At 61.2% G+C, this 26280-nt stretch carries 22 protein-coding genes and 1 pseudogene; 10 read left to right on the top strand and 13 right to left on the bottom strand.

Features of this window, described 5'->3' with window-relative positions:
* Window positions 1–127: 127 nt before the first annotated feature.
* The 10 genes and pseudogenes from cobA to FHL07_RS19665 form a co-directional block, all read right to left on the bottom strand.
* Window positions 128–904 (bottom strand): uroporphyrinogen-III C-methyltransferase, encoded by a 777-nt coding sequence (gene cobA / locus FHL07_RS19710; protein ID WP_095002496.1) that lies wholly within the window; start codon window positions 902–904, stop codon window positions 128–130.
* 10 nt (window positions 905–914) lie between these two features.
* Window positions 915–3632, bottom strand: coding sequence for a nitrate reductase (locus FHL07_RS19705; RefSeq protein ID WP_138738818.1), 2718 nt, complete (start codon window positions 3630–3632; stop codon window positions 915–917).
* Entirely contained in the window at window positions 3632–3949 is a 318-nt protein-coding gene (gene nirD, locus FHL07_RS19700; RefSeq protein ID WP_095002498.1) for a nitrite reductase small subunit NirD, read from the bottom strand. Before nirD ends, FHL07_RS19705 begins: the two co-directional genes overlap by 1 nt.
* Entirely contained in the window at window positions 3946–6399 is a 2454-nt protein-coding gene (gene nirB, locus FHL07_RS19695; protein ID WP_138738817.1) for a nitrite reductase large subunit NirB, read from the bottom strand. Before nirB ends, nirD begins: the two co-directional genes overlap by 4 nt.
* A gap of 317 nt (window positions 6400–6716) precedes the next feature.
* The gene (locus tag FHL07_RS19690) at window positions 6717–8387 is read right to left on the bottom strand and encodes a bifunctional protein-serine/threonine kinase/phosphatase (protein ID WP_138738816.1); all 1671 of its coding nucleotides are present in this window, start codon (window positions 8385–8387) and stop codon (window positions 6717–6719) included.
* Between the two features lie 7 nt (window positions 8388–8394).
* The gene (locus FHL07_RS19685; protein WP_095002501.1) at window positions 8395–9606 is read right to left on the bottom strand and encodes a nitrate/nitrite transporter; all 1212 of its coding nucleotides are present in this window, start codon (window positions 9604–9606) and stop codon (window positions 8395–8397) included.
* 226 nt (window positions 9607–9832) lie between these two features.
* Window positions 9833–10408, bottom strand: a complete 576-nt coding sequence (locus FHL07_RS19680; RefSeq protein ID WP_019827366.1) for an ANTAR domain-containing response regulator — start codon at window positions 10406–10408, stop codon at window positions 9833–9835.
* Window positions 10409–10422: 14 nt separating this feature from the next.
* Complete coding sequence (locus tag FHL07_RS19675) at window positions 10423–11634, bottom strand: CmpA/NrtA family ABC transporter substrate-binding protein (protein ID WP_095002502.1); 1212 nt, start codon at window positions 11632–11634, stop codon at window positions 10423–10425.
* A gap of 123 nt (window positions 11635–11757) precedes the next feature.
* Window positions 11758–12044 (bottom strand): annotated as a pseudogene (locus tag FHL07_RS19670) (type II toxin-antitoxin system RelE family toxin).
* Window positions 12034–12273, bottom strand: a complete 240-nt coding sequence (locus tag FHL07_RS19665) for a type II toxin-antitoxin system RelB/DinJ family antitoxin (RefSeq protein WP_095002587.1) — start codon at window positions 12271–12273, stop codon at window positions 12034–12036. The pseudogene FHL07_RS19670 and the gene FHL07_RS19665 overlap by 11 nt, the downstream one beginning before the upstream one ends.
* A 505-nt stretch (window positions 12274–12778) precedes the next feature.
* Here FHL07_RS19665 and FHL07_RS19660 point away from each other — a divergent pair.
* The 10 genes from FHL07_RS19660 to FHL07_RS19615 all read left to right on the top strand — a co-directional run bounded on the left by FHL07_RS19660 (window position 12779) and on the right by FHL07_RS19615 (window position 22330).
* Window positions 12779–13690 (top strand): TauD/TfdA dioxygenase family protein, encoded by a 912-nt coding sequence (locus FHL07_RS19660; protein WP_095002503.1) that lies wholly within the window; start codon window positions 12779–12781, stop codon window positions 13688–13690.
* A 36-nt stretch (window positions 13691–13726) separates the two neighbouring features.
* On the top strand, window positions 13727–14821 hold the full coding sequence (locus FHL07_RS19655; RefSeq protein WP_138738815.1) for an ABC transporter substrate-binding protein: 1095 nt from the start codon (window positions 13727–13729) through the stop codon (window positions 14819–14821).
* 80 nt (window positions 14822–14901) lie between these two features.
* The gene (locus FHL07_RS19650) at window positions 14902–15804 is read left to right on the top strand and encodes an ABC transporter permease (protein WP_095002505.1); all 903 of its coding nucleotides are present in this window, start codon (window positions 14902–14904) and stop codon (window positions 15802–15804) included.
* Window positions 15801–16589 (top strand): ABC transporter permease, encoded by a 789-nt coding sequence (locus tag FHL07_RS19645; RefSeq protein WP_095002506.1) that lies wholly within the window; start codon window positions 15801–15803, stop codon window positions 16587–16589. The genes FHL07_RS19650 and FHL07_RS19645 overlap by 4 nt, the downstream gene beginning before the upstream one ends.
* Window positions 16590–16614: 25 nt before the next feature.
* Window positions 16615–17379 carry an ABC transporter ATP-binding protein gene (locus FHL07_RS19640; protein WP_095002507.1) on the top strand — a complete coding sequence of 255 codons (765 nt, stop codon included), beginning with the start codon at window positions 16615–16617 and terminating at the stop codon, window positions 17377–17379.
* Between the two features lie 31 nt (window positions 17380–17410).
* A complete protein-coding gene (locus tag FHL07_RS19635; RefSeq protein ID WP_095002508.1) occupies window positions 17411–18742 on the top strand; it encodes an LLM class flavin-dependent oxidoreductase in 1332 nt (443 codons plus the stop codon).
* 100 nt (window positions 18743–18842) lie between these two features.
* On the top strand, window positions 18843–19874 hold the full coding sequence (locus tag FHL07_RS19630; RefSeq protein ID WP_095002509.1) for an ABC transporter substrate-binding protein: 1032 nt from the start codon (window positions 18843–18845) through the stop codon (window positions 19872–19874).
* Window positions 19874–20740, top strand: a complete 867-nt coding sequence (locus tag FHL07_RS19625; protein ID WP_138738814.1) for an ABC transporter ATP-binding protein — start codon at window positions 19874–19876, stop codon at window positions 20738–20740. The genes FHL07_RS19630 and FHL07_RS19625 overlap by 1 nt, the downstream gene beginning before the upstream one ends.
* A 2-nt stretch (window positions 20741–20742) precedes the next feature.
* The gene (locus tag FHL07_RS19620) at window positions 20743–21522 is read left to right on the top strand and encodes an ABC transporter permease (protein ID WP_095020661.1); all 780 of its coding nucleotides are present in this window, start codon (window positions 20743–20745) and stop codon (window positions 21520–21522) included.
* Between the two features lie 28 nt (window positions 21523–21550).
* The gene (locus FHL07_RS19615) at window positions 21551–22330 is read left to right on the top strand and encodes an ABC transporter substrate-binding protein (protein ID WP_238705569.1); all 780 of its coding nucleotides are present in this window, start codon (window positions 21551–21553) and stop codon (window positions 22328–22330) included.
* Window positions 22331–22436: 106 nt separating this feature from the next.
* Here the strand turns inward: FHL07_RS19615 and FHL07_RS19610 are convergent, their stop codons facing one another.
* From FHL07_RS19610 to FHL07_RS19600, 3 genes are read right to left on the bottom strand one after another with little or no spacing between them, the layout of a single operon-like run.
* Window positions 22437–23663, bottom strand: coding sequence for an acyl-CoA dehydrogenase family protein (locus tag FHL07_RS19610; RefSeq protein WP_138738813.1), 1227 nt, complete (start codon window positions 23661–23663; stop codon window positions 22437–22439).
* 25 nt (window positions 23664–23688) lie between these two features.
* Window positions 23689–25395, bottom strand: a complete 1707-nt coding sequence (locus FHL07_RS19605; RefSeq protein WP_138738812.1) for a dipeptide ABC transporter ATP-binding protein — start codon at window positions 25393–25395, stop codon at window positions 23689–23691.
* The gene (locus FHL07_RS19600; RefSeq protein ID WP_095018743.1) at window positions 25392–26270 is read right to left on the bottom strand and encodes an ABC transporter permease; all 879 of its coding nucleotides are present in this window, start codon (window positions 26268–26270) and stop codon (window positions 25392–25394) included. The genes FHL07_RS19605 and FHL07_RS19600 overlap by 4 nt, the downstream gene beginning before the upstream one ends.
* Window positions 26271–26280: the final 10 nt, after the last annotated feature.

Below are 26280 nucleotides of genomic sequence, written 5' to 3'. Positions count from 1 at the left end.
AGATCACCCCTTCTGCGCCATTTCTGTAGATACTCTGTTGCCGGTCAACCCTCCCTGTGGGAGCGAGCCTGCTCGCGAAAGTCGTTCGCGAGCAGGCTCGCTCCCACAGTTAAAATTCCCTTCAGAACTAGCGGGTTGCCTGCATCGCGGGCAAGCCCGGCTCCCACACATTCTCCTCCCGTGATGGTTGTGCCGCGCTGGATGCCGCCACGCGACCAATCACCAGAATCGCCGGGCTCTTGAGTTCAAACGCCTGAGCATCTTTCTCCATCGCCGTCAGGTCGCTGCGGCATTCGCGCTGGTGGGGCAGGGAGGCATTTTCGATCATGGCCACCGGCATGTCCGCCGTCATGCCGCCCGCCAGCAATTGTTCGCGGATCTCGCTCAACTTTGCCACCCCCATATACACCACCAGCGTGGTGCCGCTTTGCGCCAGCGCCTGCCAGTTCACCTGGCTGTCATCCTGGGTGTGTGCCGTCACCAGCGTCACGCCACGGGCCACGCCGCGCAGGGTCAGGGGGATAGCGCATTGCGTCGCGCCAGCCAGGCCGGCCGTGATGCCATTGACCAGTTCCACCTCAACCCCGTGTTCACGCAACCACTGTGCCTCTTCGCCGCCACGGCCGAAAATGCATGGGTCGCCGCCCTTGAGTCGAACCACGCATTTGCCGTGGCGGGCATAACGCAGCATCAGGCGATGAATAAACGCCTGTGGAGTCGAACGGCACCCTCCGCGTTTGCCCACCGAAATCACCCGCGCAGCGGGGCAATGCTCCAGCACCGCGTCATTGACCAGATCGTCAATCAATACGACATCTGCTTCGCGCAGGGCGCGCACGGCCTTGAGCGTCAGCAGTTCGGGATCACCCGGCCCTGCGCCCACCAGCCAGACTTTTGCACTCATTGTGATTTCCTCACGGGTTAATGGCGACCGGCTGCGCCTGGGCAGTCAGCAAGCGCTTGATTTGCGGGACACAGGAGCCGCATTGCGTCCCGCAGCCCAACGATCTTTTCAGTCCCTGCAAGTCCAGCCCTTGGGCGATGCCAGCCTCAATCACGCTCTGACTGACGTTCTTGCAATTGCACACAATCGAGTTGCCAGCGGTCGGGGCGTTGGCGTTGCCCGGTGGCGCGCTCAGTGGCGCCAGCAGCCAGCGGCGCAATTGCTCGTCGGCGCGGCCTTCCTGCCACAGGTTTTGCAGCCAGTGCCGTGCCAGGGTTTCGCCCGCCAGACGAATCGCAGTGATGCTTCCGTGCTCGATGCGCACCCGCTTACCAATGGCGCGGCGCGGGTCGTCGTAAGCCAGTACCGGCCCCTCGTTGAGCCCCAGGCATTGATCAATCTCGCGTAGCAGTTGCGGATCGGGTGCGCTGGCGCTGGCGGCACGGATCAGTAACGCAGGGCGCTCGCGGCCAGTCAGGCTGAAACTGACGTACGAAAAGGTTTCGCAGAGCTGGCGCAGTGTCTCGAAATTCTGTTGAACATCACCCTCGATCAGGGCGAAAAGGTGCCAAGGTAATTGCGCCGGTTCCAGGCGCACGGCGCTGTGTTTGAGTTCCGGTTGTTTGGACAGCGGGTCAAACGCTGGCACGGTCAAGATGTTGACCCCGCCCTTGAGGAAGCGGTCACCCCAGTGCATCGGCAAAAACGCCTGCCCCGGGCGCACGCTGTCGTCGCTGCTGACTGGAACAATCACGGCGCCGCGCCGACTCTTGAGGCTGACCAGATCTCCGGGCTGCAGGCGATGACGGCGCAACTCGTCCGGGTGCAGGCTCAACACCGCTTCGCTGACGTGACCGAACAATTGCGCGGCCGTGCCGGTGCGGCTCATACCGTGCCATTGGTCGCGCAGGCGACCAGTGATCAGCGTGAGGGGGAAGCGTGCGTCGCGCTGCTCCTTGGCGGCACGGTAGGGCTCGGCCACGAACTGCGCACGACCGGTGGCGGTAGGGAATACCCCGTCCAAATACAGCCGCGCAGTGCCTTCACGGGCCCCTATCGGGAAAGGCCACTGTTGCGGGCCGATGGCATCGAGCACTGCATGGCTGATACCCGACAGGTCCAGATCACGGCCAGAGGTCAGGTGCTTGTATTCGTCGAACACCTGGGCTTCAGTTTCAAATGCAAACAGGCTGCTGTGCTCGGGACGCAGATGTTTTTCCAGGCGCTGTGCGAAATCCACCGTAATCGCCCAGTCGGAACGGGCTTCCCCCGGTGCCGGAATGGCTTTGCGTACATGGGAAATACGCCGCTCAGAGTTTGTCACTGTGCCGTCCTTTTCTCCCCAACTGGCGGCGGGCAACAGCAGGTCGGCGAAGGCCGCGGTTTCGGTGGTGTGAAACGCCTCTTGCAGCACCACAAACGGGCAGGCCTGCAACGCCGCCCGCACGGCAGTCTGGTCCGGCATGGATTGCGCGGGGTTGGTGCAGGCGATCCACACGGCCTTGACCTTGCCGCTGGCCATTTGCTCAAAGAGTTCGATGGCGCTCAGGCCGGTGTTCTGCGGCAGTTGCTCAACCCCCCAGTAAGCGGCGACTTCGGCCCGGTGTTCGGCATTGGCCGCATCACGATGGCCGGGTAACAAGTTGGACAGGCTACCGGTTTCGCGCCCGCCCATGGCATTGGGCTGACCGGTAAGCGAGAACGGTCCTGCACCCGGGCGGCCGATTTGCCCGGTGGCCAGATGCAGATTGATCAGGGCGCTGTTTTTCGCGCTGCCGGCGGTGGACTGGTTCAGGCCCATGCACCACAGCGATAAAAAACTTGGCGAGGTGCCCACCCATTCGGCGCATTGCTGCAGTTGCTCGACGCTGATGCCGCACAATTGCGAGACCATCTGCGGGGTGTAATCGCGCACCAGGCTTTTCAGCTCGGGCAGGCCCTGAGTGTGGGCCTGGATAAAGTCGCGATCGACCCAGTCTTCCCACAGCAATAAATGCAAAATCCCGTGAAACAACGCGACGTCGGTGCCCGGTAAAATTGCCAGATGCAGGTCGGCCAGATCGCAGGTATCGGTACGCCGCGGGTCGATAACGATGACTTTCATCTGCGGACGTCGGGCTTTTGCCTCCTCCAGGCGGCGAAACAGTACCGGATGTGCGTAGGCCATATTGCTGCCGACGATCATCACGCAATCGCTCAGCTCCAGGTCTTCATAGCTGCAAGGCGGCGCATCGGCGCCCAGGCTTCGTTTGTAGCCGACCACGGCCGAGGACATGCACAGCCGCGAATTGCTGTCGATATTGTTGGTGCCCACCAGCGCCCGGGCCAGTTTGTTGAAGGCGTAGTAATCCTCGGTCAGCAACTGCCCCGAGATATAAAACGCCACGCTGTCGGGGCCGTGCTCGGCGATGGTGGCGGCGAACACATTGGCCGCGTGATCAAGGGCGCTGTCCCAGTCGATGCGACCACGGGCCAGTGCCTTGCCCAGGCGCAGTTGCGGGTACAGCGCGCGGGCATTGAGGTCGCCGGTCAGGTGCAGGGTCGAGCCTTTGCTGCACAGCTTGCCATAGTTGGCCGGATGCGTCGGATCGCCGCTAACGCCGAGAATACGCTCGCCATCATGTTCGATCAGCACGCCGCAGCCGACCCCGCAGTAGCAGCAGGTGGAGGCGGTGATCTGGCGGCTCATCAGCCTGCGTCCCGCAGGGCCAACTGCACACGGCCATTTTCCACCCGCGCCTGATGGTGGTGGGCGCAACCGATGTCCGGAGCCTGGGCTTCGCCGCTTTGCAGATCGATCTGCCAGTTGTGCAGCGGGCAGGCGACGCGCTTGCCGTAGATCAAACCCTGGGACAACGGGCCGCCCTTGTGCGGGCAGCGGTCGTCGAGGGCGAACACTTCGTCGTCGCTTGTGCGAAAAATCGCGATATCACCCTTCGGTCCGCTGATGATCCGTGAGCCCAGGGTGTTGATTTCTTCAAGTGAACAGATATCGAGCCAGTTCATGCCGGCACCTCCAGATTTTTCACGGGGATGACCTCGAACTCCTTTTTCAGCAACGGCTGCACCAGGCGCTCTTTCCACGGGTCTTGCTCAAACGACAGGGAAAACTGCAGGCGATCATTGAGCGCCTTGCGCCGTTCGGGGTCTTCAAGCACAGCCTTTTTGATGTGCTCCATACCGACCCGTTGCAGGTAATGCACGGTGCGCTCGAGGTAGAAGGCCTCTTCGCGATACAACTGTAAAAAGGCACCGTTGTACTCGCGGACTTCTTCAGCCGTTTTGAGCTTGACGAAGAACTCGGCAACCTCGGTTTTGATCCCGCCATTACCGCCGATATACATCTCCCAGCCTGAGTCCACGCCGATAATTCCTACGTCCTTGATGCCTGCTTCCGAACAGTTGCGCGGGCAACCGGACACTGCCAACTTCACCTTGTGCGGCGACCACATATTGAACAGATCGTGTTCCAGCTCGATGCCCAGTTGCGTCGAGTTTTGCGTGCCGAAGCGGCAGAACTCGCTGCCCACACAGGTCTTTACCGTGCGGATGGATTTGCCGTAGGCATGCCCCGAGGGCATGTCCAGATCCTTCCACACGCCCGGCAGGTCGTGTTTTTTTATCCCCAGCAGATCGATGCGCTGCCCGCCGGTAACCTTGACCATCGGCACGTTGTACTTGTCGGCCACATCGGCAATACGCCTCAGCTCGGACGGGTTGGTGACGCCACCCCACATCCGCGGGACGACGGAATAGGTGCCGTCTTTTTGAATGTTTGCGTGGGCCCTTTCGTTTATTAGGCGTGATTGCGGATCATCGCGGGCCTCTCCCGGCCAGGTCGAAATCAGGTAGTAGTTGAGCGCCGGGCGGCAGGTGGCGCAGCCGTTGGGCGAGCGCCAGTTCAGGTAGCGCTGGGTGTCGGCGATGGTCAGCAAATGTTGCTCGCGAATGGCCCGGCGGATTTGTCCGTGGTTCAGGTCGCTGCAGCCGCAGATGGCTTTTTCGCTTTTGGGTTTGACGTCCGCCGCGCCCCCCACGGTGTTGATCAAAACCTGCTCCACCAACCCCGCGCATGAACCGCAGGAGCTGGCCGCCTTGGTGTGCTTTTTGACCTCATCAACGCTGAACAGCCCGTGCTCTTGAATAGCCTTGACGATGGTGCCCTTGCACACGCCATTGCAACCGCAGATTTCGGCGGTGTCGGCCATGCTCATGGCCTTGTCCTGGCCCTGATGGCCGACATCGCCTATGGCATTTTCACCAAACATCAAATGATCGCGGATCTCACCGATGGCGTGATTCTCACGGATTTGTCGGAAGTACCAGCCGCCGTCTGCGGTGTCGCCGTACAGGCAGGCTCCCACCAGAATGTCGTCCTTGATCACCAGCTTTTTGTAGACCCCGCCGATCGGGTCGCTGAGGGTGATGATTTCAGTGCCTTCACCGCCCATAAAGTCGCCTGCCGAGAACAGATCGATGCCGGTGACCTTCAGTTTGGTCGACGTGACCGAGCCCTGATAGCGGGCAAAACCCAGTTGTGCGAGGTGGTTGGCGCAGACCTTGGCCTGCTCGAACAGTGGCGCCACCAGGCCGTAAGCGATGCCGCGATGGCTGGCGCATTCGCCGATGGCGTAAATGCGCGGGTCGTAGGTTTGCAGGGTGTCGTTGACGAGAATGCCGCGATTGCAGGGGATGCCCGCCTGCTCGGCAAGCTCGGTATTGGGCCGAATACCGGCAGCCATCACTACCAGATCTGCAGGGATGATCTCGCCGTTCTTGAACTCCACCGAGCCCACCCGGCCATTTCCAGCATCGTGCAGGGCATTGGTCTGTTCGCGCAGGCGAAAATGCAGGCCGCGTGCTTCAAGAGCATTTTGCAGCAGTTGGCCGCTGATCGGGTCGAGTTGGCGATCCAGCAGCCATTCGCCGATATGCACCACGGTCACATGCATGCCGCGCAGCATCAGGCCATTGGCTGCCTCCAGCCCCAGCAGTCCGCCACCGATGACCACCGCGTGTTTATGGGTTTTGGCGGTATCGATCATCGCCTGGGTATCAGCAATATCGCGGTAGCCGATCACACCGTCCAGGGTGTTGCCGGGGATCGGCAGGATAAAGGGCGTAGAGCCGGTGGCAATCAGCAGACGGTCGTACTCGGCTTCGGTACCGTCTTCGGCGATAACCCGGCGCCTGGCCCGGTCGATCTGCACCACCTTGCGGTTGAGCAGCAGCTTGATGTTGTTGTCCAGGTACCAGTCCAGATCGTTGAGCACTATCTCCTCGAAGGTCTGTTCCCCGGCCAGAACGGGCGAGAGCAGGATACGGTTGTAGTTGGCGTGAGGTTCGGCGCCGAAGACCGTAATCTCGTACAGCTCGTTGCTCAGTTTGAGCAACTCTTCCAGGGTGCGAACCCCGGCCATGCCGTTGCCGATCATCACCAGTTTGAGTTTTTTCATCAGGTTCTCCGCGAGCAAGGCCGGCCTTCTGGGGGGCATTGCGGCCTTGCTCGACACATTGTGCAAAAACAAAAAAAGGCGTCCCGCTAGTTGCCTAGCGAGGACGCCTTTGTCCTTGTCCCGTTCTCTCGGGAAACCTGGTATTCGTCGTTGAAGACCGGGTTTTATGTTTGATGGATTAGCTAATGCAGTGGTTGTGCCAAGTTGACAAGAGCCCGTGTTTACACGATGTCTGGATATTCGCGGGGTGTTTTTGTGCACCGATGCAATGCGCCTCGCCCGTTATTGGGGCGCCGCTTGCCCTGTAGCGAACACCTTTATGGGTGAGACAGCAAAAATATCAGCACCAGATTTATCAACAACGACACTGATGCCACCGTCCGCCATACCTTTAACGGCTCGCGCTCCAGCAAGGGCCGGGGGCGCACGCTCAAGCTCTGGCGCTCACCCTGCTCCAGTTGTAGCAGCCATTCTTCGGCCGTTTCAAAGCGTTGCGCCGGATTGGCGGCAACCCCGCGCCCAAGGTTATGGACAATCCACTCCGGCAGATCGGGTCGATAACGACTGGCGCTGACAGGCATACCAAAGCGCGGACGCTGAAATGCTTCGATTTCTCCGTAGGGGTAATGCCCGGTCAGCAGGTAATACAGCGTCACGCCCACGGCGTAGAGATCCTGTCCGGGGCTGGGTTTTTCGCCGCGAAAGGCTTCCGGGGAGAGATAACTGGGTGTGCCGGGCAACGTTGATGGCAGATCCTCCGACAGACCGGGGCAGTAGGCCAGCCCAAAGTCCAGCAAGCGCAATTCACCGTCGTCACCCAGCAACAGATTGTGCGGTTTGATATCGCGATGAAAAATCTGCCGTCGGTGTAACAGGCCCACAGCTCGCAACAGGCGCTCGGCCAGATCCAGCCATTGTGCCAGGGGCAGAGGCCCGCGCTTGGTATAGAGATTTTCCAGGGTGGTGCCTGGATATTCACGCATCACGTAGTACAAATGCTGACGCTGGCTGGCGGGGTGCACCTCGGGGAAATGACGACCCGCCACGCGCTTGAGGAACCATTCTTCCGATAGCAGCGCTTGCCCTGCCAGGTGATCATCGTGCAGATGGGCCGGCAGGGTTTTCAGTAGCCAGGGCTGTTGCTGCGCATCCCGCACCCGGTAGAGCAGTGATTGCTGGCTCTGGCCAACATGGCTTTCGACCTGCCAGTTTTCAAAGTGTTGCCCCGGTTTGAGCGCGGGCGGTAGTGGCCATTGCTGCAGTTGCGCCAGGGCGTCGCCGATGGCGCTTTCCCCCAGAGCGTCGACCCTCACCAGCAGAGCGCTGGCATTGTCCTGACTGCCTGCCCGATGCGCGGCATTCACCAGCGTGCTGGCGGCGCTTTGCAGGTCGGGAAGATCACGCAACAGGGCGGCTATGGCGGTATCGCCCAGGGTCGACCATATACCGTCACTAAGCAGCACAAAGGTCTCGCCCTGTTGCAGTTCACCGTCCAGAAAATCCACCACCAGATACTGATCCAGCCCCAGCGCCCGCTTGAGCACATGCTGCATACCCGGCTGGTCCCAGACGTGGTCTTCACTGATGCGCTGCAAGGTTGTGGCGTGCCAGCGGTAGACCCGGCAATCACCCACATGGGCCAACGTAAAACGCCTGCCGCGCATGACCACAGCACTTACCGTGGTCAGCAGCGGTTGCCCGCCGCCATTGGCGCGCAGCCAGCTATTTTGCGCGAGCAGCAAACGCTCCAGTGCCTGGGCGACGCTCCAGGTTTCTGGTGTGGCGTAGTAGTCCAGCGCCAGTGCCTGCAAAGTCGAACGGGCGGCCAGGCCGCCATCGGCGCATTGGCTGACGCCATCGGCAATGGCAAATAAATGCCCTTTGCTCGCCGCCAGCATGGGCACAGGCGTGACCTCGCGCAGTGCGTCCTGATTCTCTGCGCGAGGGCCGATGGCGCTGGCGTGGGCGAAACTCAGTTGCAGACTCATCGCAGCCTCACACTCGGGCAGCGGTCACGGCAGCCGAGCCCCAGGTTGTTCTCCAGCGGCGCTTGACCCCGTGCAGGCCGAACCAGGCCAGTACGCCAAGGCTGGCAAATAACCACAAGGCCAGTTGATAGCTGCCGGTGCTTTGTTTAATCGCGCCCATGCCTGCTGCGAGGGCGAAACCGCCGATGCCGCCTGCCATGCCGATCAAACCCGTCATAACGCCAATTTCACGACGAAAGCGCTGAGGCACCAATTGGAAAACTGCACCGTTACCTGCACCCAATCCCAGCATTGTGCAGACGAAAAGCGCCAGTGCTGCATAGGAGCTTGGCAGGTTGAAACCCACGGCGGCGATGCTGATGGTCGCCAGGGTGTACATCCCCAACAGGGTACGAATACCGCCGAAGCGATCCGCCAGCGCACCGCCCAGCGGCCGCATCAAACTACCGCCAAACACACAGGCGGCTGTGTAGTAACCCGCCGTCACCGGGCTTAGTCCGTATTGATCATTGAAGTAGCCGGGCAGGGCGCTGGCCAGGCCGATAAAGCCGCCGAACGTCACGCTGTAGAAAAACATGAACCACCAACTGTCGCGGTCGCCCAGGGCCTTGAAGTAATCGCTCATGGACTTGGCCACGGGCCGTTCCGGGGCGTTTTTGGCCAGCCAGGCAAATACGAAAATGCACAGCACCAGCGGGATCAGGGCAAAGCCGAACACATTGCTCCAGCCATACGCCGCTGCCAGCACCGGGGCCAGTAGCGCAGCGAACACCGTGCCAGAGTTGCCTGCACCGGCGATGCCCATTGCCTTGCCTTGGTGTTGCGGTGGATACCACTGCGAGGCCAGCGGCAACGCAACGGCAAACGAGGCGCCAGCCATGCCCAGAAACAGTCCCAGCAAAAGAGCCTGCTCGTAGCTGTGAATACCGTGCTTCCAGGCCACAAACAGCGCACCAATAACAATGACCTGACCGATCAGCCCGGCGGTTTTGGGAGACAGGCGATCAGCCAGCAGGCCCATCACAAAGCGCAGCACGGCCCCCGCGAGGATCGGCGTGGCCACCACCAGCCCACGCTGTTGCGTGGTCAGGTGCAGGTCGGTGGCGATTTGCACGGCCAGTGGGCCGAGCAGATACCAGACCATAAAACTCAGGTCGAAATACAGAAACGCCGCGAACAGGGTTGGAGTATGGCCGGACTTCCAGAAGCTTGAATTCATCGCGCACCTCAACGGTTGATCGTTTTTAGAAGAAGAGTTGCGATGGGGCGCCGTAACGGCCGCACCACCGGCCCCGGTCGCTGGGGCCAAAACGAAAAAACGCCGCTGCCGGATCCGCCATGGGCGAATCAGGGGAGCGACGTCTCTGTCGTAGATGGGGCAACCGCCGTTGGTTACCGGTAAGGATTGCTTAGCGAAAACTGTGCCAATTGAGGAGGATCATGGGTCACCCCAGAAGCTCACTCATGGCTATGATCTGTTCCGCCACCTGTATCAGTTTTTGTTGGCGGCTCATGGCCTGGCGGCGCATCAGGGTGTAAGCCTCTTCTTCGTTGCAGCTTTTCATCTTCATCAGCAGACCCTTGGCCAGTTCGATGCGCTTGCGCTCGGCCAGTTGCTGGTCGCGGGCATGCAGTTGGGCGCGCAGGGCCTGGTCGCTCTCGAAGCGAGCCATGGCCACATCGAGAATTGGCTGCAAGCGCTGTGCGTGAATGCCTTCGACAATGTAGGCGCTAACCCCTGACTTGATCGCCTGACGCATCACGCCGGGGTCGTGCTCGTCGGTGAACATGACAATCGGTCGTGGTTGGTCCCTAGACACCAACACCACTTGCTCCATCACATCGCGGCTTGGCGACTCGGTATCGATCAGGATCACGTCCGGGCGCACCGTTTCGACGCGAGCAGGCAGGTCGATGGTCAGGCCCGATTCATCGATTACCTCAAATCCGGCTTCACTCAGCGCGGCTTTCAGGCGGCCGACTTTTTTCGCCGTGTCGTTGATCAGCAAGATACGCAGCATGGGGGTGGCTCCGGTCAACGACGGGCAGCAAGAGGAGCGCGGGTGCTCATGGCATGCAGCGCAAAGCTTCGGGCATAGCCTGCGGGATCCGAGCCGTCCCACACCTTGCCATCGAGCAACTGGCTGCTGCGCATGTTTGCGGCACCTGCCGGCACGTTAACGGCGTTGGCCGCGTCGCGGTACAGGGCCAATTGCTGAACCTGACGGGCAACACCGAGGTAGTCCGGGTCTTCGCGCAGCAAGCCCCAGCGGCGGAACTGGGTCATAAACCACATGCCATCGGACAGGTACGGCAGGTTGACCTCGCCGTCACCATAAAAACGCAGGGCGTGCGGGTCTTGCCAGTGCTTGCCCAGGCCGTCGTTGTAGTCGCCGAGCAGGCGCGGCGCGATGCACTCTACGGGTGCATTCAGGTACTCGGGGGCGCTCAGCAACTGCGCGGTACTGCGCCGGTTTTCGTCGTTCTGCTCGATAAAGCGGCTGGCTTCCAGGATCGCCATCACCAGCGCCCGGGCGGTATTGGGGTACTGCTCGACAAACGCCCGGGTACAGCCCAGGACTTTTTCCGGGTGATCGGGCCACAGCGCCTGGGTGGTGGCGAGGGTAAACCCCATATTCTGTGCAACCGCGCTGGCAGCCCACGGCTCGCCGACGCAAAAGCCGTCAATGCGACCTGCCAGCAAGTGCGCAACCATCTGTTGCGGTGGTACCACTACGCTGTTGACGTCTTGCAGCGGATGAATGCCCTGACTCGCCAGCCAGTAATACAGCCACATGGCATGAGTGCCCGTGGGAAAAGTCTGGGCGAAGGTCAGTTTCGATCGACTTTGGTGCACGTGTTGTTGCAGCGCCTCAGGACGGGTCACGCCCAGGGCCTGCAAACCGTGGGAGAGGTTGAGGCTCTGGCCGTTTTGGTTAAGCCCCATGAGTACGCTCATGTCGGTGGCCGCCACGCCGCCAATGCCCAGGTGCACGGCGTAGATCAGCCCGTAGAGGCTGTGGGCGGCGTCGAGCTGGCCGTTGACCAGATTGTCCCGCAGGCTGGCCCAGGACGACTGGCGCTTGAGGTTCAGCGTCAGCCCGAAGGGCTGGGCGAACCCTTGAGTGGCGGCCACCACCACCGAGGCACAATCGCTTAGGGCCATAAAACCGAGGTTGATTTCGGTTTTTTCCGGGGCATCGCTGCCGTTGACCCAGGCCAGAGGGCCGGCGAGTGATTCGTTCATGGGAGGCAGCACCTTGGCAAAAGCATACTGTGAGGGTGCAAGGCATATGCCAGAGGTGTTGACCCAGTTGAAAACCTGGATTTTACAGGGCTTTGGATTTGCGCTTGCCTTTAATGGGGTGGCTTACTTCAAGCGGTCTTGCGCCTTGCGATACGCGGTCTCGTGTTCGCGCTTGTCAACGGCGACCACGAACACCACAACCTCTTGATCAATAACCTGATAGATCAGTCGGTAACCCGCGCTGCGTAACTTGATTTTGTAGCAATCGGGCAGCTTGCGCAGCCGGTTGGCTTCAACGCGGGGGTTGAGCAACACCTCTGACAGTTTGCTCTTGAGTTGCTGCATGACCGGTTTGCGAGCTTGTGCCATTCCTTGAGTGCGCGCTGGTCAAACTCAAGATCAAAGGTCATCCAGTGTTACCTTGACCCTTTGCGGTGCAGCCAGGCGTTCGCGCACAGTGTTGATGAGGGCTTCGTCTTCTTCGGTTACCAGCATGGGGCGAAAGGGCAGTTGGCCGCGTTCGGCTACGTACTGAAATGCCTGGCGGACCAGTTCAGAGGGGGTGACACCCAGGCGCTCAAGTTCCTGGTAAGCGCGGGCTTTGAGTTCATCGTCAATGCGAATGTTGATAGAGGCCATGGCTTTGACTCGTGTAATGACGTTTGTCATTACGCTGACCTCTGCCCGTTTCTTTTGCAAGTGCCATTGGGCGGTTAAGTGTTCTGCGTTGTTCATATGCGCTCCTGAATTTAAGCCACCAAACCAAAGAAGGGTGGTCAGATCTGTGAGCCTAGCTAGAGATAATCAGGTGATTCGTACGACGATTCGCTTTCATTCCCGTGAAACATCCGAGCGTAATCCCGCTCGCTTGCGCCTGTCCAAATCGGGGAAGAGTCTCGCTCCACCGCTGCTCAATGGCCGGTTGCCGCGTCGTAAAGCGGTTATGCGCGAGCCAGGCAAACAGGTGAATAATTGAAAGGGTTATTAACTTACAACTGAAAAGTTTATAACCCTTTAACCCCGCTAAAACCGGACATGTTCTATAAAACTGCTCATCTATCGTTAGACTAAAAAGTGATTGGCTGCCCGAGTTTTTATGCCTTTATGATCTGTTCACAACAACTCGTGAAGCAGGAGTGGGGCGATGACTATTCAAGTAAAACCCGTAGCGGGTCGAATTGGTGCACAACTTGAAGGCGTAAAACTGGGCGGTGATATCAGTGGCGAAACATTCGAGTTTATTCATCAGGCCTTGTTGAAATATAAAGTCCTGTTCTTTCGCGACCAGCATTTAAGCGACGCCGAGCACGAAGCATTTTCCCGCCGCTTCGGTGATCAGGTGCCCCACCCGACCGTGCGCTCTGCCGAGCAAAGTTCCGCCATCCTGCACCTGGACGCCAAGGAAACCCGCGCCAACTCCTGGCATACCGATGTGACCTTTGTGGCCAATTACCCGAAAATCTCCATCTTGCGCGGTGTGGTCATTCCACCCTATGGCGGCGACACAGTGTGGGCCAATACCGCATCGGCTTATAACGATTTACCCGAGCCGTTAAAGCAACTTGCGGACAACTTGCGCGCCCTGCACACCAATGTTTATGACTATGCGACGCCTCGCGGTACCGATGAGTCCGGTCTCAAGCGCTATCGCGAACAGTTCACTGCCGAAGTTTATGAAACTGAACATCCGCTGGTTCGCGTTCACCCGGAATCGGGCGAAAGAAGTTTGTTGCTGGGCCACTTTGTCAAAGATATTCAGGGTGTGAGCAGCAACGATTCCAAGCAACTGATTCGCCTGTTCCATGACCGCATTACCCATGTCGACAACACCGTGCGCTGGCGCTGGCAGGAAGGTGATGTGGTGATCTGGGATAACCGCGCCACCCAGCATATTGCGATCAACGACTACGGCGATGCCCCGCGCATCGTACGTCGCACCACCATCGACGGCGATGTGCCGGTGGGTGTCGACGGTCGCCTGAGCCAGGCGCTCAAGCCGACCCCGGACACCCGCTCGCCGAAAACCGAAGCCGACAAAAAACACCTCGCCGCCTGACGGGCCGCGCCTTATTGCTTCAAGGAAGACCTGCCCATGGCCACATTCAAAGTAAATGCCCTGTTGCGCAAGACCCGCATTGCCGCCGTGCTGGCGGCGGTCATGGCTGTTCCGCTGGCCGAGGCCGATGTGTTGCGCGTCGGTGTGGCGAGCGCCGGTGGCGGTGATCCGGTCACGTTCAGTGGCTCGCCGCTGGGCATCGTGCGCAACCAGCAACTGCTGGAAAAAGCCTTCGCCGGCACCGGCACCGAGGTGCAGTGGTTCTTCTTCAAAGGCGCTGGCCCTGCGGTCAACGAAGCGTTGTCCAACCAGCAGCTGGACTTCGCCTATCAGGGTGATCTGCCGGCGGTGGTCGGGCGCTCCAACGGGCTGGACACCAAACTGCTGGCAGCACTGGGGGTGCGGGCCAACCTGTATCTGGCGGTGCCAAAGGGCTCTGACATCAAGACCATCGAAGACCTCAAAGGCAAGAAGGTCGCGGTGTTTCGCGGCACCAACGGTCATCTGGTGTCGATCAACCTGCTGGCAGCGCACGGCATGAGCGAGCGCGATATCAAGGTGATCAACCTCGATGCCGGCAGTACCCAGGCAGCCCTGGTTTCCAATGGCGTGGATGCGGCCTTCGGTGGTCGTGAGCTGTTCAAGCTGCGTGACAAGGGCCTGATCGACATCGTTTACGACAACCCTGCCCAGGATGTGCGCTACACCCGTCAGACCGCCTTGGTGGTGCGCGGTGCCTATGAAAAAGAGCACCCGGGCAATGTGCAAAAAGTCGTCGATACCCTGGTGGATGCGGCGAAATGGGCGTCCGAAGACAACCATCGTGATGAGGTGTTCAGCGAGTGGGCCAAGAGCAACGACCCGGTGGACTCACTGCGCGCCGACTTTACCGGGGTCAGTTTGCGGGACCGGAATTCGCCGCTGATCGACACCTTTCTGGTGAGTCGCTACCAGGCAGTGGCAGAGCAGGCCAAGGACGAAAAGCTGATCCGCCGCCCGGTGAGTATCGAAGGCTGGTTTGAGCCGAACTATTTGCAGACCGCGTTGAAAGCCAAGGGCCTGGAGAGCTTCTGGACGGCCTATGGCGTGGATGGCAAACAGCCCGCCGGCAATGCGGTGGCGGGCAAGTAACTGCATACCCTTATGGGGATACCCCTGTGGGAGCCCACAGGGACTCCGTTTTTTGTAGTAGCAACAAAGGAGCCAGGCATATGGCCAGGGCACAGACCGTCATACCGCAGCAGTACGCACCGGCGCTACCCAAGGGCAACGTCAAGCGTTTGCCACCGGCCCCGGCACGCCCGGTACGCAAGGTCGAAGTGCCGCGCACCTCGGCCTGGGCCACGACCCTGGGTGACCGGAGCTTGCCCTGGCTCTTGCCGCTGACCCTGCTGGGCCTGTGGTATCTGGGGGTTGAGCAGGGCTGGCTGTCAGAGCAGGTCTTGCCGCCACCAGCCTATGTTTACGAAACCCTGTCGGATCTCTTTGCTTCTGGCGACCTGTGGATAAATGCTGCCGCCAGCCTGCAGCGGGTAGTCGTCGGGTTTGCCCTGGGGGGCGCTATCGGTGTGGCGCTGGGGCTGGCGATGGGGTTGTCGAAAACCGTCGAAGATTATCTGCTGCCCACCTTCAATGCCATTGTGCAAATCCCGGTCTTGGGCTGGTTGCCGTTTGCCTTGTTGCTGTTCGGCATTGGCGAGCCGCTCAAGTACGTGCTGATTGCCAAGGCGGCGATGGTGCCGATCACCTTGTGCACCTTGCAGGCTTTCCACCAGGCGCCCAAGGGCTTGCTGGAAGCAGGGCGGGCCTATGGTTTCAGCCGCTGGCAGAGTGTGGTGTTTATCGTGTTGCCGGCGGCTATCCCGACCCTGTTTACCGGCCTGCGCCTGGGCTTCACCAAGGCCTGGCTGTCGCTGGTAGTGGTTGAGCTGGTGGCGTCGAGCGAAGGGCTGGGTTACCTGATTGTCTATGGTCGCCAACTGTTCCAGCTGGATCTGGTGATGGCCGCCGTGGTGGTGGTCGGGGCGATCGGCCTGGTGATCGACCGTGGTTTTGATTATGCCGAGCGCCGCCTTAATCGTGGCCGCGCACCGGTAGCGGGGCGCCTGTCATGAGCAGCGCACTGGCTATCAGTCATGGCAGCAGCCGTCGCTATCGCGGCTGGGTGCTGCCGATCAGTGCCGTCGCCCTGTGGTGGCTGGCTTCGCATATGGGCTGGAGCCAGTCCGGGCTGCTGGTTTCACCGGAGAAAGTGGCGGCCACGGCCTGGGACCAGATCGCTTCGGGCAAGTTCTGGCGGGCCATCAGCGCCAGCCTGACGCGCAACCTGAGCGGCTTTTTTATCGGCACCACCCTGGGCCTGGTGCTGGGTTGCCTGCTGGGCCTGTCGCACTATTTCGAGCGTTTGGTCGGCCCGAGCTTCAACACCTTCAAACAGATTTCGCTGTTCGCCTGGATCCCGCTGATCTCGGTGTGGTTCGGCCTGGGCGATGTGGCCAAGGTGGTGTTTTTGTCACTGGCGGCCCTGGTACCGGTGGTGGTCAATACCTGCGACGGCCTGCGCAATGTGCCGCCCAACCTGCTGGAAGTGGCGCGGGTCTACCGCTTCAGCCGTTGGCAGACCATCGTCGGAGTCATGTTGCCCGCCGCCTTGCCCTCGATTTTCACCGGGCTGTATCTGGCGCTGGTGTACTCGTGGCTGGCGACCATCGGCGCCGAATATCTGCTGGTGTCGGGGGAGGGCATCGGCAACACGCTGATCGATGGCAGCGAGCATTTCATGATGGACCTGGTGCTGTTCGGCATGGTGGTCATCGGCCTGGTGGGCTGGAGCCTCAATGCCCTGGCCCGAATTTTTGAGCGACGCATGCAACGCCTGTACGGCATTGAACCGCGTTGATCGGCACTTTCAAAAGGATTGCAGCATGCTCAATAACAGCCTGACCCTGGAAAACATCAGCAAGCGCTTTGCTTCGCGCCCCGGTAGCAGCAGCCAGTTGCAAGTGCTGGACAATATCCAGCTGGATATCGCTCCCGGCGAATTTATCAGCATCGTCGGTGCCAGCGGTTGCGGCAAGTCCACCCTGCTGCGCCTGATTCTGGGCCTGGACGAAGAGTATGAGGGGCGCATCCTGCTCAATGGCCAGCCCATTGACGGCACGGGGCTGGAGCGCGGCATCGTGTTTCAGGATCACCGTTTGTTCCCCTGGCTCAACGTTGAGCAGAACGTTGCCGTGGCGCTGAAAAACTCGCCGCTGAGCACAAAGGAAAAGCGCGACACCGTGCGCGAACATATCGAACTGGTGGGCCTGCAGGACTTTATCGACGCCTACCCGCACCAGATTTCCGGCGGCATGGCCCAGCGTGTGGCGATTGCCCGGGGGCTGGTCAACCGCCCCAGCGTGCTGTTGCTCGATGAACCCCTTGGCGCTCTCGATGCCCTGACCCGGGCGCGCTTGCAGGGCGAGCTGCAAAACATCTGGGCCAAGGAAAAAATCACCATGATCCTGGTGACCCACGATGTGGATGAGGCTGTGTTTCTCGGTGATCGCGTGGTGGTCATGCAGCCCAACCCCGGGCGTATCCGGCGCATCCTCGATATCGACCTGCCGCGCCCGCGCAACCGCAGTGACAGCCGCTTTATCGCCCTGCGCGACGACGTGCTGAGTGACTTCGCCGAATTGCATTGAACCCCTGCCACCTGAATTCAGAGAACAGAACATGTCCGAACGTCAGCTCAGCCTCAACCTGTTTATCTACCCCAACGGCCATCACGAAGCCGCCTGGCGCCACCCGCAGTCAGTGCCGGAGTCGTCCATGGACATTGGCTACTACCAGCAGCTGGCGTTACGCGCCGAGCGCGAAAAGCTCGATGCGATTTTCTTTGCCGACTCGCCGTCACTGGCCGAAAGCGGCCGCGAAGGCCTGCGCATCCGCTTCGAGCCGGTGACCTGGCTGGCAGCCATTGCGGCGGTTACCCAGCGCATCGGCCTGATTGCCACGGCCAGCACCACCTACAGCGAACCTTACAACCTGGCGCGTTCGTTCAGCGCGCTGGATCACCTGAGCAAGGGCCGTGCGGGCTGGAACATTGTCACCACGTCAATGGCTGCCGCAGCGGCCAACTTTGGGCTTGATGAACACCCTTCGGCCCATGATCGCTACGCCCAGGCCGAAGAGTTCGTGCAGGTGGTCGGTGACCTGTGGGACAGCTGGGAAGACGATGCGCTGGTGCTGGATAAAACCGCCGGGGTATTTGCCGACAGCGGCAAGGTGCACTCGATCAACCACGTCGGCGCTTACTATAAGGTCAAGGGCCCGCTGAACTCGCCGCGTTCGCCCCAGGGGCGACCGGTGCAGGTGCAGGCCGGCTCATCCGAGGATGGTCGTGATTTTGCCGCCAGGCATGCTGAAGCCATCTTTACCGCGCACCAGACACTGCAAAGCGCCACGGAATTTGCCAATGACATCCGCGCCCGGGCGAAAGCCGTGGGCCGCGATCCGCGCCAGCTGAAAATTCTTCCGGGCATCAGCCCATATATCGCCAGCACCGAAGCCGAAGCGCAGCGCAAGTTTGATGAACTCAATGAGCTGGTATTGCCCCACGTGTCCCTGGGCCAATTGCGGCGCATGTTGGGTGTGGACTTGTCGGGTCAGGATCTGGACGCCCCGTTTCCGCGCCATCTGATCAACTTCGAAGGCGTCGAAAGCCAGTCCAGCCGCTTCAAGCTGATCATCGATATTGTCGACCGCGAAAACGTCACCTTGCGCCAGCTGATCAACCGCCTGGCGGGGGCGCGCGGGCATTGGGTGCCGGTGGGTACCCCGGTGCAGATTGCCGACTTGATTGAGCAGTGGTTCCGCAGCGGTGCGGCGGATGGTTTCAACGTGATGCCGCCGGCATTCCCCGATGGTTTTGACGTGTTCCTCGACGAAGTGCTGCCGATCTTGCGCCAGCGCGGCTTGTTCCGCAGTGAGTATGCGGGCAGCACCTTGCGCGAACACTACGGCCTGACTCGCCCGGAGTCGCGCTACACCCTGAAAACCGCCTGACTCCCCCCACCCTAGTGGGAGCGAGCCTGCTCGCGAAGCAGGCCTTGATGCCTTCGCGAGCAGGCTCGCTCCCACAATTCAAAACCCACAAGGAGCGGGCATGAACCCGATCAACAACAGAAGAGCATTCCTGCGTAGTTGCGCGGTATTGGGTGCGGTCGGCGCTGCGGGCATTCTGCTGCCCGGCTGCGAAAAAAAGGACAGCGGCGCTAAAAGCGCCGCCGTGATCAAGAGCCGCGCCGATCAGGTGGTGGACTTCAAATACCCCGACAACCCCTCATTCGATCTGGTCTATGTCGCCGACTCCCTCGGCTATTTCGAAGGCTCGCGGGCACGGCCCAAGTACATCGGCCGTATTGCCGCGCCCCAGATCATTCCATTGACCGGCACCGGCGAAATAGACTTCGGCGCGCGCATGGTACCGCTGGTGATTTCAGCCATCGCCAGTGGTCTTGACCTCAAGGTGGTGGCCGCCGGCGGCAAGACCCTGCAAGAAGCTCCGCACATGAAATACTTCGTGCGCGACGACTCCGGCATCGTCAAGCCCAAAGACCTGGAAGGCAAGACCGTAGGCTTCAACAGCTTTGGCGCCTGCGCCGAATTTGTCACCAAAAAGTACCTGCGCGAGCAGGGCGTCAATGTCGACAAGATCAACTGGGTGGTGGTGCCGGACAACCAGGCCGAGCAGACCCTGGCCACCGGCAATATCGACATTGCAATCATTCATCCGCCATCGTCCGGCGGTGCCGAGCACAACCCGGCATTACGCAAGCTGTGGAGCGACTACGATCTGGATGGCGGATTGGGCGGCATGGCGCCCTACAGTGTGTATGGCAAGTTCAGCCGCGAGAACCCGGAGGCTACCCGCGACGTTGTAAACGCGATCGCCCGCGCGGCCAACTGGGTCAATGCCAACCCCGACGACGCGCGCAAAATCACCTCCGAGCGCATCGGCATGAAGCTCGAGCTGGTGGAGCGCTTTGCCTATGTCGATGACCTGGTAGTGACCGAGCCGCCGATTCAGTACTACATCGACATTCTTGAAAACGAAGGCAAGATCAAAAAAGGTTCGATAGGGGTCAAGGATGTCTACACCAACGACTTCAACCCGTTCGCCCGGGGGCATGCCTGATGCCGGAACACAAGATCGCCGCCCGTGACCTGAGCATGGAGTACCGGGCCTTGAATGAAGCGGGGCGAGAGGAGCGGGTGCCCGTGCTGGAGGGGTTTGACCTGCAGGTACGCGAGGGCGAGTTCCTGTCCATCCTCGGGCCTTCGGGCTGCGGCAAGTCGACCTTTATGAATATCCTTGCAGGGCTTGCGCACAAGACCGGCGGCGACCTTCTGGTCGATGGCCGGCCCCTGCAGGGCATCAACCGTAACCAGGGTGTTGTGTTCCAGGGCTATGCATTGCTGCCCTGGCGCACGGTGCTCGACAACATTGCCGTGGGTCTGGAGATCCGCGGGGTGGCCAAGGCCCGGCGGCTGGAAACTGCCCGCGAATACCTGGAGCTGGTGGGCCTCAATGGCTTCGCCTCGCGCTACCCTCACGAGTTGTCCGGCGGCATGCGCCAGCGCGTAGCGATTGCCCGCTCGCTGGCCTACAACCCGGATGTGCTGCTGATGGACGAACCTTTCGCCGCCCTCGACGCGCAAACCCGCGAGACCCTGCAGAGTGAGTTGCTGCGCATTTGGGATACGCACAAAAAAACCATCGTGTTTATTACCCACAGCCTGGACGAGGCGATTTTCCTGTCGGACCGGGTGGCGGTGATGACCCAGCGCCCGGGGCGGATCAAGGAGATCTTCGACATCGACCTGCCGCGCCCGCGCCAGCCGGAATTGCGTAATACCCAGGCCTTTGTGCACTACCGCCAGCGTGCCTGGGAAGCCCTGCGCGACGAGGTCACAGACGTGGCCCGTGAGCCCGTTGCGGCGCCAGTGCCTCAGAACTGGCAGAGCATCGCGACCCAGGGTGGTTATCGGATTGGAGTGTAAACATGGGCTTTAAATTGACTTCGCGGCGGGTGATCGACAGCTCGGTGGGTATTGTCCTGTTCCTCGCCCTCTGGGAGGCCTTACCGCAATTGGGCGTGGTCAACCCCGGCTACCTGAGCCCGCCATCGGCGGTGCTGGGTGCGGTGCTGGACCTGGCCAGCAGTGGCGATCTGATCAAGCACTTGCAGGCCAGCTTGTTTCGTTCCTTTGCCGGACTGCTGCTGGCGATTGCCTGCGGTGTCAGCCTGGGGTTGATAATGGGCTGGTTTGCACGGGTCGAACATGTGCTTGATCCGTTGTTGCAGTTCTTCCGCCAGACCTCGGCGCTGGCATTGTTTCCGGTGTTTATTCTGTTTCTGGGTATCGGTGAACTGTCGAAAATCGCGATCATTTTCTGGGCGTCGTTCTGGCCGATCCTGTTGAGTACCATCAGCGGCGTTAAGCAGGTCGACGGGTTGCTGATCAACTCGGCGCTGTCGATGGGCGCGAACCGCTGGTTTCTGTTTACCAAAATAGTGCTGCCGGCGGCGTCGCCGTCGATCTTTACCGGGATTCGTCTGGCGGGTGCGTATTGCATCACGGCACTGGTGGCCGCCGAGATGATTGGTGCTCATTCCGGGTTGGGCTTCCTCACGCTGAACTCCCAGGAGGTGTTCCAGATTCCCAGCATGTACGCAGGCATTTTGCTGCTGGCGGTGGTGGGTTTGCTGCTCAACTTTTTGCTGGCCTTGCTGGAACGGCGCTTTACCTACTGGCGCCGGGGCTTGCGCCACGGTGGTTAGGTGGCTGGCAGCAGTGGTGGTTGGCGCTGTGTCGCTGGTCGCCTGGCAATGGCCATTGGCACCGGGTGAGATGCCTCGTGGGCCGCTGTTGCAGGCAGCCGAACAGCGCCAGGTCTTGCGTGTGGGCGTACGCAGTTACCCACGGCCGAGCCTGGGGCAAGAGGCGCTGGTGGCTGAGCCGGATGAACTGGACAGTCAGTTGGCCGAGGCCCTGGGGGCTTACCTTGGACTGAAGGTGCAGTTGCAGGCATTGCCGCAGAGTGGCCCGTTGAGTGACGGCCACGTCGACCTGGTCATTGCCGGCAGTCTGAAACTACCGGTCGAAGCAGACCGGGTGGCGAGCTTGCGGGATTTGCCGGTGCAGTACCGTGCGGGGGCGTTGATTGGCTTGCGCAATGCTCCCGCCCGTCCTGTGCGCGGGCAAAGCGTATGCCTGGCGATGGGTAGCCCGTGGGCGCAAACCCTGCAGCAACAGGGCGCCGAGCTGCGCACTTATGTGTCGTCGATCCGTGCCGCGGTGGCGTTTATGGCGGGCGAGTGCAACCTGCTGGCGGAAGAGCGCAACAGCTTGCAGGCGCTGGCACAGGCGCCGGACTGGCGCTTCTATGCGCTGTTACCGCAGACCTTGAAGGCAAGCAGCGACCTGCGGGTTTACCTGCCCGTAGTCGACAGGCAAAGCCGCGCGTTGATCAATGCGGCACTGCGCGACTGGCAGGCCCGTGGCGGCCAGACCCGTGCATGGGAGCTGCGCAGTAATGCGTTGCTGGTGGACAGCCTGAAGATCGGCGACGGGCTGGTGTGTCACTGAGCGATACCACGCCACGGTGGGAGCGGGCTTGCTCGCGATGCAAACGGTGAGGTCTGTCAGGCAAACCGCGTCGATACCATCGCGAGCAAGCCCGCTCCCACAGGGTTTACTCCGCCACACCAATGCGCCATTGCGCCGGTGGCGGTGTGCCGTTCACCGCAAAATCCCCCACGATGCGACTCTTGTAAATACGCGGGTTATGCGACGACAGCGTGCGCGCATTGCGCCAGAAACGGTCCAGTCCCAAGGGCTTGAGGGTGGCCGATGCACTCAGTGCATCAAACAGATCGCCACTGGCCTTGATGATCAAGTCCGAGACTATGGTTTGCGACTGCGCCACTTCCAGTTCGGCAATATTCACGGCGTGGCTCAGGGCGTGTTCATCATCGCTCAAATGGGCCTGATGGACTCGCTCCAGCGCCTGGAAGTTCTGCGTTGCAATAGCGCCGGCGGCATAGGCCGCGCTGCGCAGGTTGCCCACCACTTGCAGCACTTGCGGGTCGTGGGCCACGCGCGGTGCATTGCCGCTGCTGAAGCTGCGGGTGCGCCTGGCCACATGCCCGGCAGTTTCGTCGGCCAGCGCGCGGCCAATCCCGGTCAGGGTTGCCGTGTGCACAGACTGGAAAAAAGCCGGTGAATAGCGAAAGCGGTTTTCAGCCAGGATCACATTGAGCGGGTCCACCGGCACTTCGCGAAAATGCGCGGTGCCGCTGGCGGTCAACGTCTGGCCGAAACCGTTCCAGTCGTCGATGATTTCCACCCCCGGATCATTGCTGCGCACCGTCACCGATACGCGCTGTTCATCCGGGTTGTTGGCGCTGACATCGACCCAGTCGGCATACAGCGCACCGGTGGTGTAGAACTTGCTGCCACTCAATTGCCAGTGGCCGCCGTGCAGGCTCAGGCGGGTGCCGAATTCAAGCTGTTTGGCATTGCCCACTTCGCCGGACGCCGGGCTGACGGTTTCGCCACGACCCAGGCGCTCCAGCCACACGCCCTGATACTCAGGGTCGCGGCTGTTAAGCAGGTTTTCACAAAAACCGAAGTGCCCGCGCAACGATTGCACCAGGTTGGAGTCGGCCTCGGACAGTTCGATCAGCAGGTTGAACAGTTCCGGCAGGCTGGCGCCGGCACCGCCATATTCCTTGGGCACGCGCAGGGTGGTGAAGCCTGCCTCCTTGAGCCATTGCAACTCCTGGAGCGGCAAGCGTCGCTCCAGTTCGCGATCTACGGCTCCTTCACGAATCTGCGCAAAGACCGGCCGATAACGGGCCGCCAATGCTTCGTATCGCGCCGACGGGACGGCGCCCCAGGCAGAGTCAATTTGCGACATGTCGTGCTCCTTGGCGTTGAACGGATTACCAGCCGACGGCAAAGCGCAGGCCGGATACAGGTTGAGGGGCCGGTTCCGGCGCAGCGGCGCCGGGTATCGCCGCCAGCAGGCGACGGGTGTAGGGGTGTCGGGGTGAATGCCAGAGGGTTTGCGGGGTGGCCTGTTCGACGATTTGCCCTTGTTCCATCACCAGAATCCGGTCGGCGAAATAGCGCACTACCGACAGGTCGTGGGAGATAAACAGATAGGACAGGCCCAGCTCTTCGCGCAGCTCCACCAGCAGATTGAGGATCTGCGCCTGGGTCGAAACATCCAGCGCTGACACCGGTTCGTCGCAGATCACCAGCCGCGGCTTGAGGATCAACGCCCGGGCAATGCCGATGCGCTGGCGCTGGCCACCGGAAAACTGATGGGGCAAGCTCGCCAGGCTGCTGCGCGCCAACCCCACGGCATCGAGCATTGCGAAGCGGGCCTGCTGGCGTTGGCCCGGGTCGGTCTGCCCGTGCAGGCGCTGCACACGATCGAGAATGCTCTCCACGCTGTGGCGCGGGTTAAGCGCCGCGTAGGGATCCTGAAAAATCATTTGCACCTGACGGCGCCAGCCCAGCAGCGACTCGTTCTTGAGGCTGGCGATATCGCGTCCGTCGAATTCGATTGTGCCACTGCGTGCGGGCAGTAAACGCAGCAGGGTGCGACTGAGGGTCGACTTGCCGCAACCCGACTCGCCCACCAGGCCCACGCTCTCGCGCTCGCCCACTTCAAGGTTGATGCGGTCAAGTACGGTGCTGTTGCCATAGCCGGTGGTCAGGTCGCTGACCTTGAGCAACGCCGGGTTGCCCGTGGGTGCCCGAGGCTGGCGGCCCGGCGCGTAGAGGGTGGACTTGACGCCATAGCGGGTGGCCTGCTCCGGCTGGCGCTCGACATTGATTTCAGCCAGACGGTTACTCAAGTAATGCTGCTTATGTTCAGCCCCCAGCGACGCCTGCAGCAGGCCGCGACTGTAGGGGTGCTGCGGGTGCTCGATCAGGTCGCGGGTCGACCGGCTTTCCAGGGCGTGGCCATCGTGCATCACGATGACCCGGTCGGCGTGCTGGCCGACCACGCCCAGATCATGGGTAATCAGCAGCAGACCCATGCCCAGCTCGCCCCGCAAACGAGCCAGCAACTCAAGGATCTGCGCCTGCACGCTGACATCCAGCGCCGTGGTCGGCTCGTCGGCGATCAACAGTCGGGGCTGGCAGGCAATCGCCATGGCGATCACTACCCGCTGGCGCTGGCCGCCCGACAAGTGCTGTGGGTACTCACGTAAATGCGCTGCCGGGCGCGGCAATTGCACCAGGGCGAACAGTTCTTCGGCCCGCTGCCAGGCCTGGCGCCGGGTCAGGTCAGTGTGGGTCAGCAGGATTTCGCTGACTTGCTCACCCAGGGTGAGTACCGGGTTGAGGCTCGACAGCGGGTCCTGAAAGATCATGCCCTGTGCGCTGCCCTGCAATTGGCGCCGTTGGCGCGGGGGCATGACCAGCAGGTCGCGGCCTTCGAACAAGACCTGACCGCCCAGCCGGGCGTTGTCCGGCAACAGGCCCATCAGGGCCAGGGCCGTGGTGGATTTACCGCATCCGGACTCACCCACCAGCGCCAGTGTCTCGCCGGCTTGCAGGGTGAAACTCAGGTCTTTGACGGCATCGGCGTTGTCGTAGCTCACGCGCAAACCGCGTACGTCCAGCAGGCTCATGGGATATACCGTCGCAGGCGAGGGTTGAGGGCGTCATTGAGACCGTCGCCCAGAAGGTTGAGGGCCAGCACCACGAAGATGATTGCCAGCCCCGGCAGGGCGGTGAGGTACCAGCCGCTGGCGATCTGCTCGCGGCCACTGCCGAGCATGGCGCCCCAACTGGCCTGATTCGGGTCGCTCATACCGAGGAAGGCGAGCCCGGCTTCCACCAGAATCGCCTGGGCAATCAGGATCGAGGTGGTGACCACCAGCGGCGCGAGGGCGTTGGGCAGGATTTCACGCAGGATGATCGAGCTGTTGCCGAAGCCCAGGCTGCGCGCGGCAGTCACAAAGTCGGCTTCACGCAGGGTACGGAACTCGGCGCGTACCAGGCGTGCCACCGTGGGCCATGAGGAGATACCGATCGCCAGCGCGATAACCCCCAGCGTCGGGTTGCCGATGGCCACGATCACGATCACCAGCAAAAAAGACGGCACGGTCTGGAACACTTCGCAGAGGCGCATCAGCACATCCCCCAGCTTGCCGCCGTGGTAGCCGGCCAGAGCCCCGACCAGCCCGCCGATCAGCACGCTGATCAGGGTGGCGCTGGCGGCAATCAGTAAAGACCCGCGGGCCCCGTGGGCGATCCCGGCAGCTACGTCGCGGCCCAGTGAGTCGCTGCCCAGAAAGTAGCCCGGATCGTCGCCGGGCCACAGCATCGGCATGGCGACCATATCCAGCGGGTCACCGGGGTAGAGCGTGCCCGCCAGCAGTGCCAGGGTCAGCACCAGTGCCAGCATGGTCGCGCCAATCAGCGCCGAGGGATTGCGCAACAGGGCCGTCCAGACGCTTTCGCTGTAGCCGGTCGGAGCGTTTGGCAGTACGGCAGTGGTCATGGGGCAGCTC

This window comes from Pseudomonas sp. FSL W7-0098 (genome assembly GCF_005930585.1).
In the GTDB taxonomy this organism is placed as follows: Bacteria; Pseudomonadota; Gammaproteobacteria; order Pseudomonadales; family Pseudomonadaceae; genus Aquipseudomonas; species Aquipseudomonas bubulae.
The sequence above is the reverse complement of the archived record's forward strand: the minus strand, read 5'-3'. Positions and strand labels throughout refer to the sequence as shown.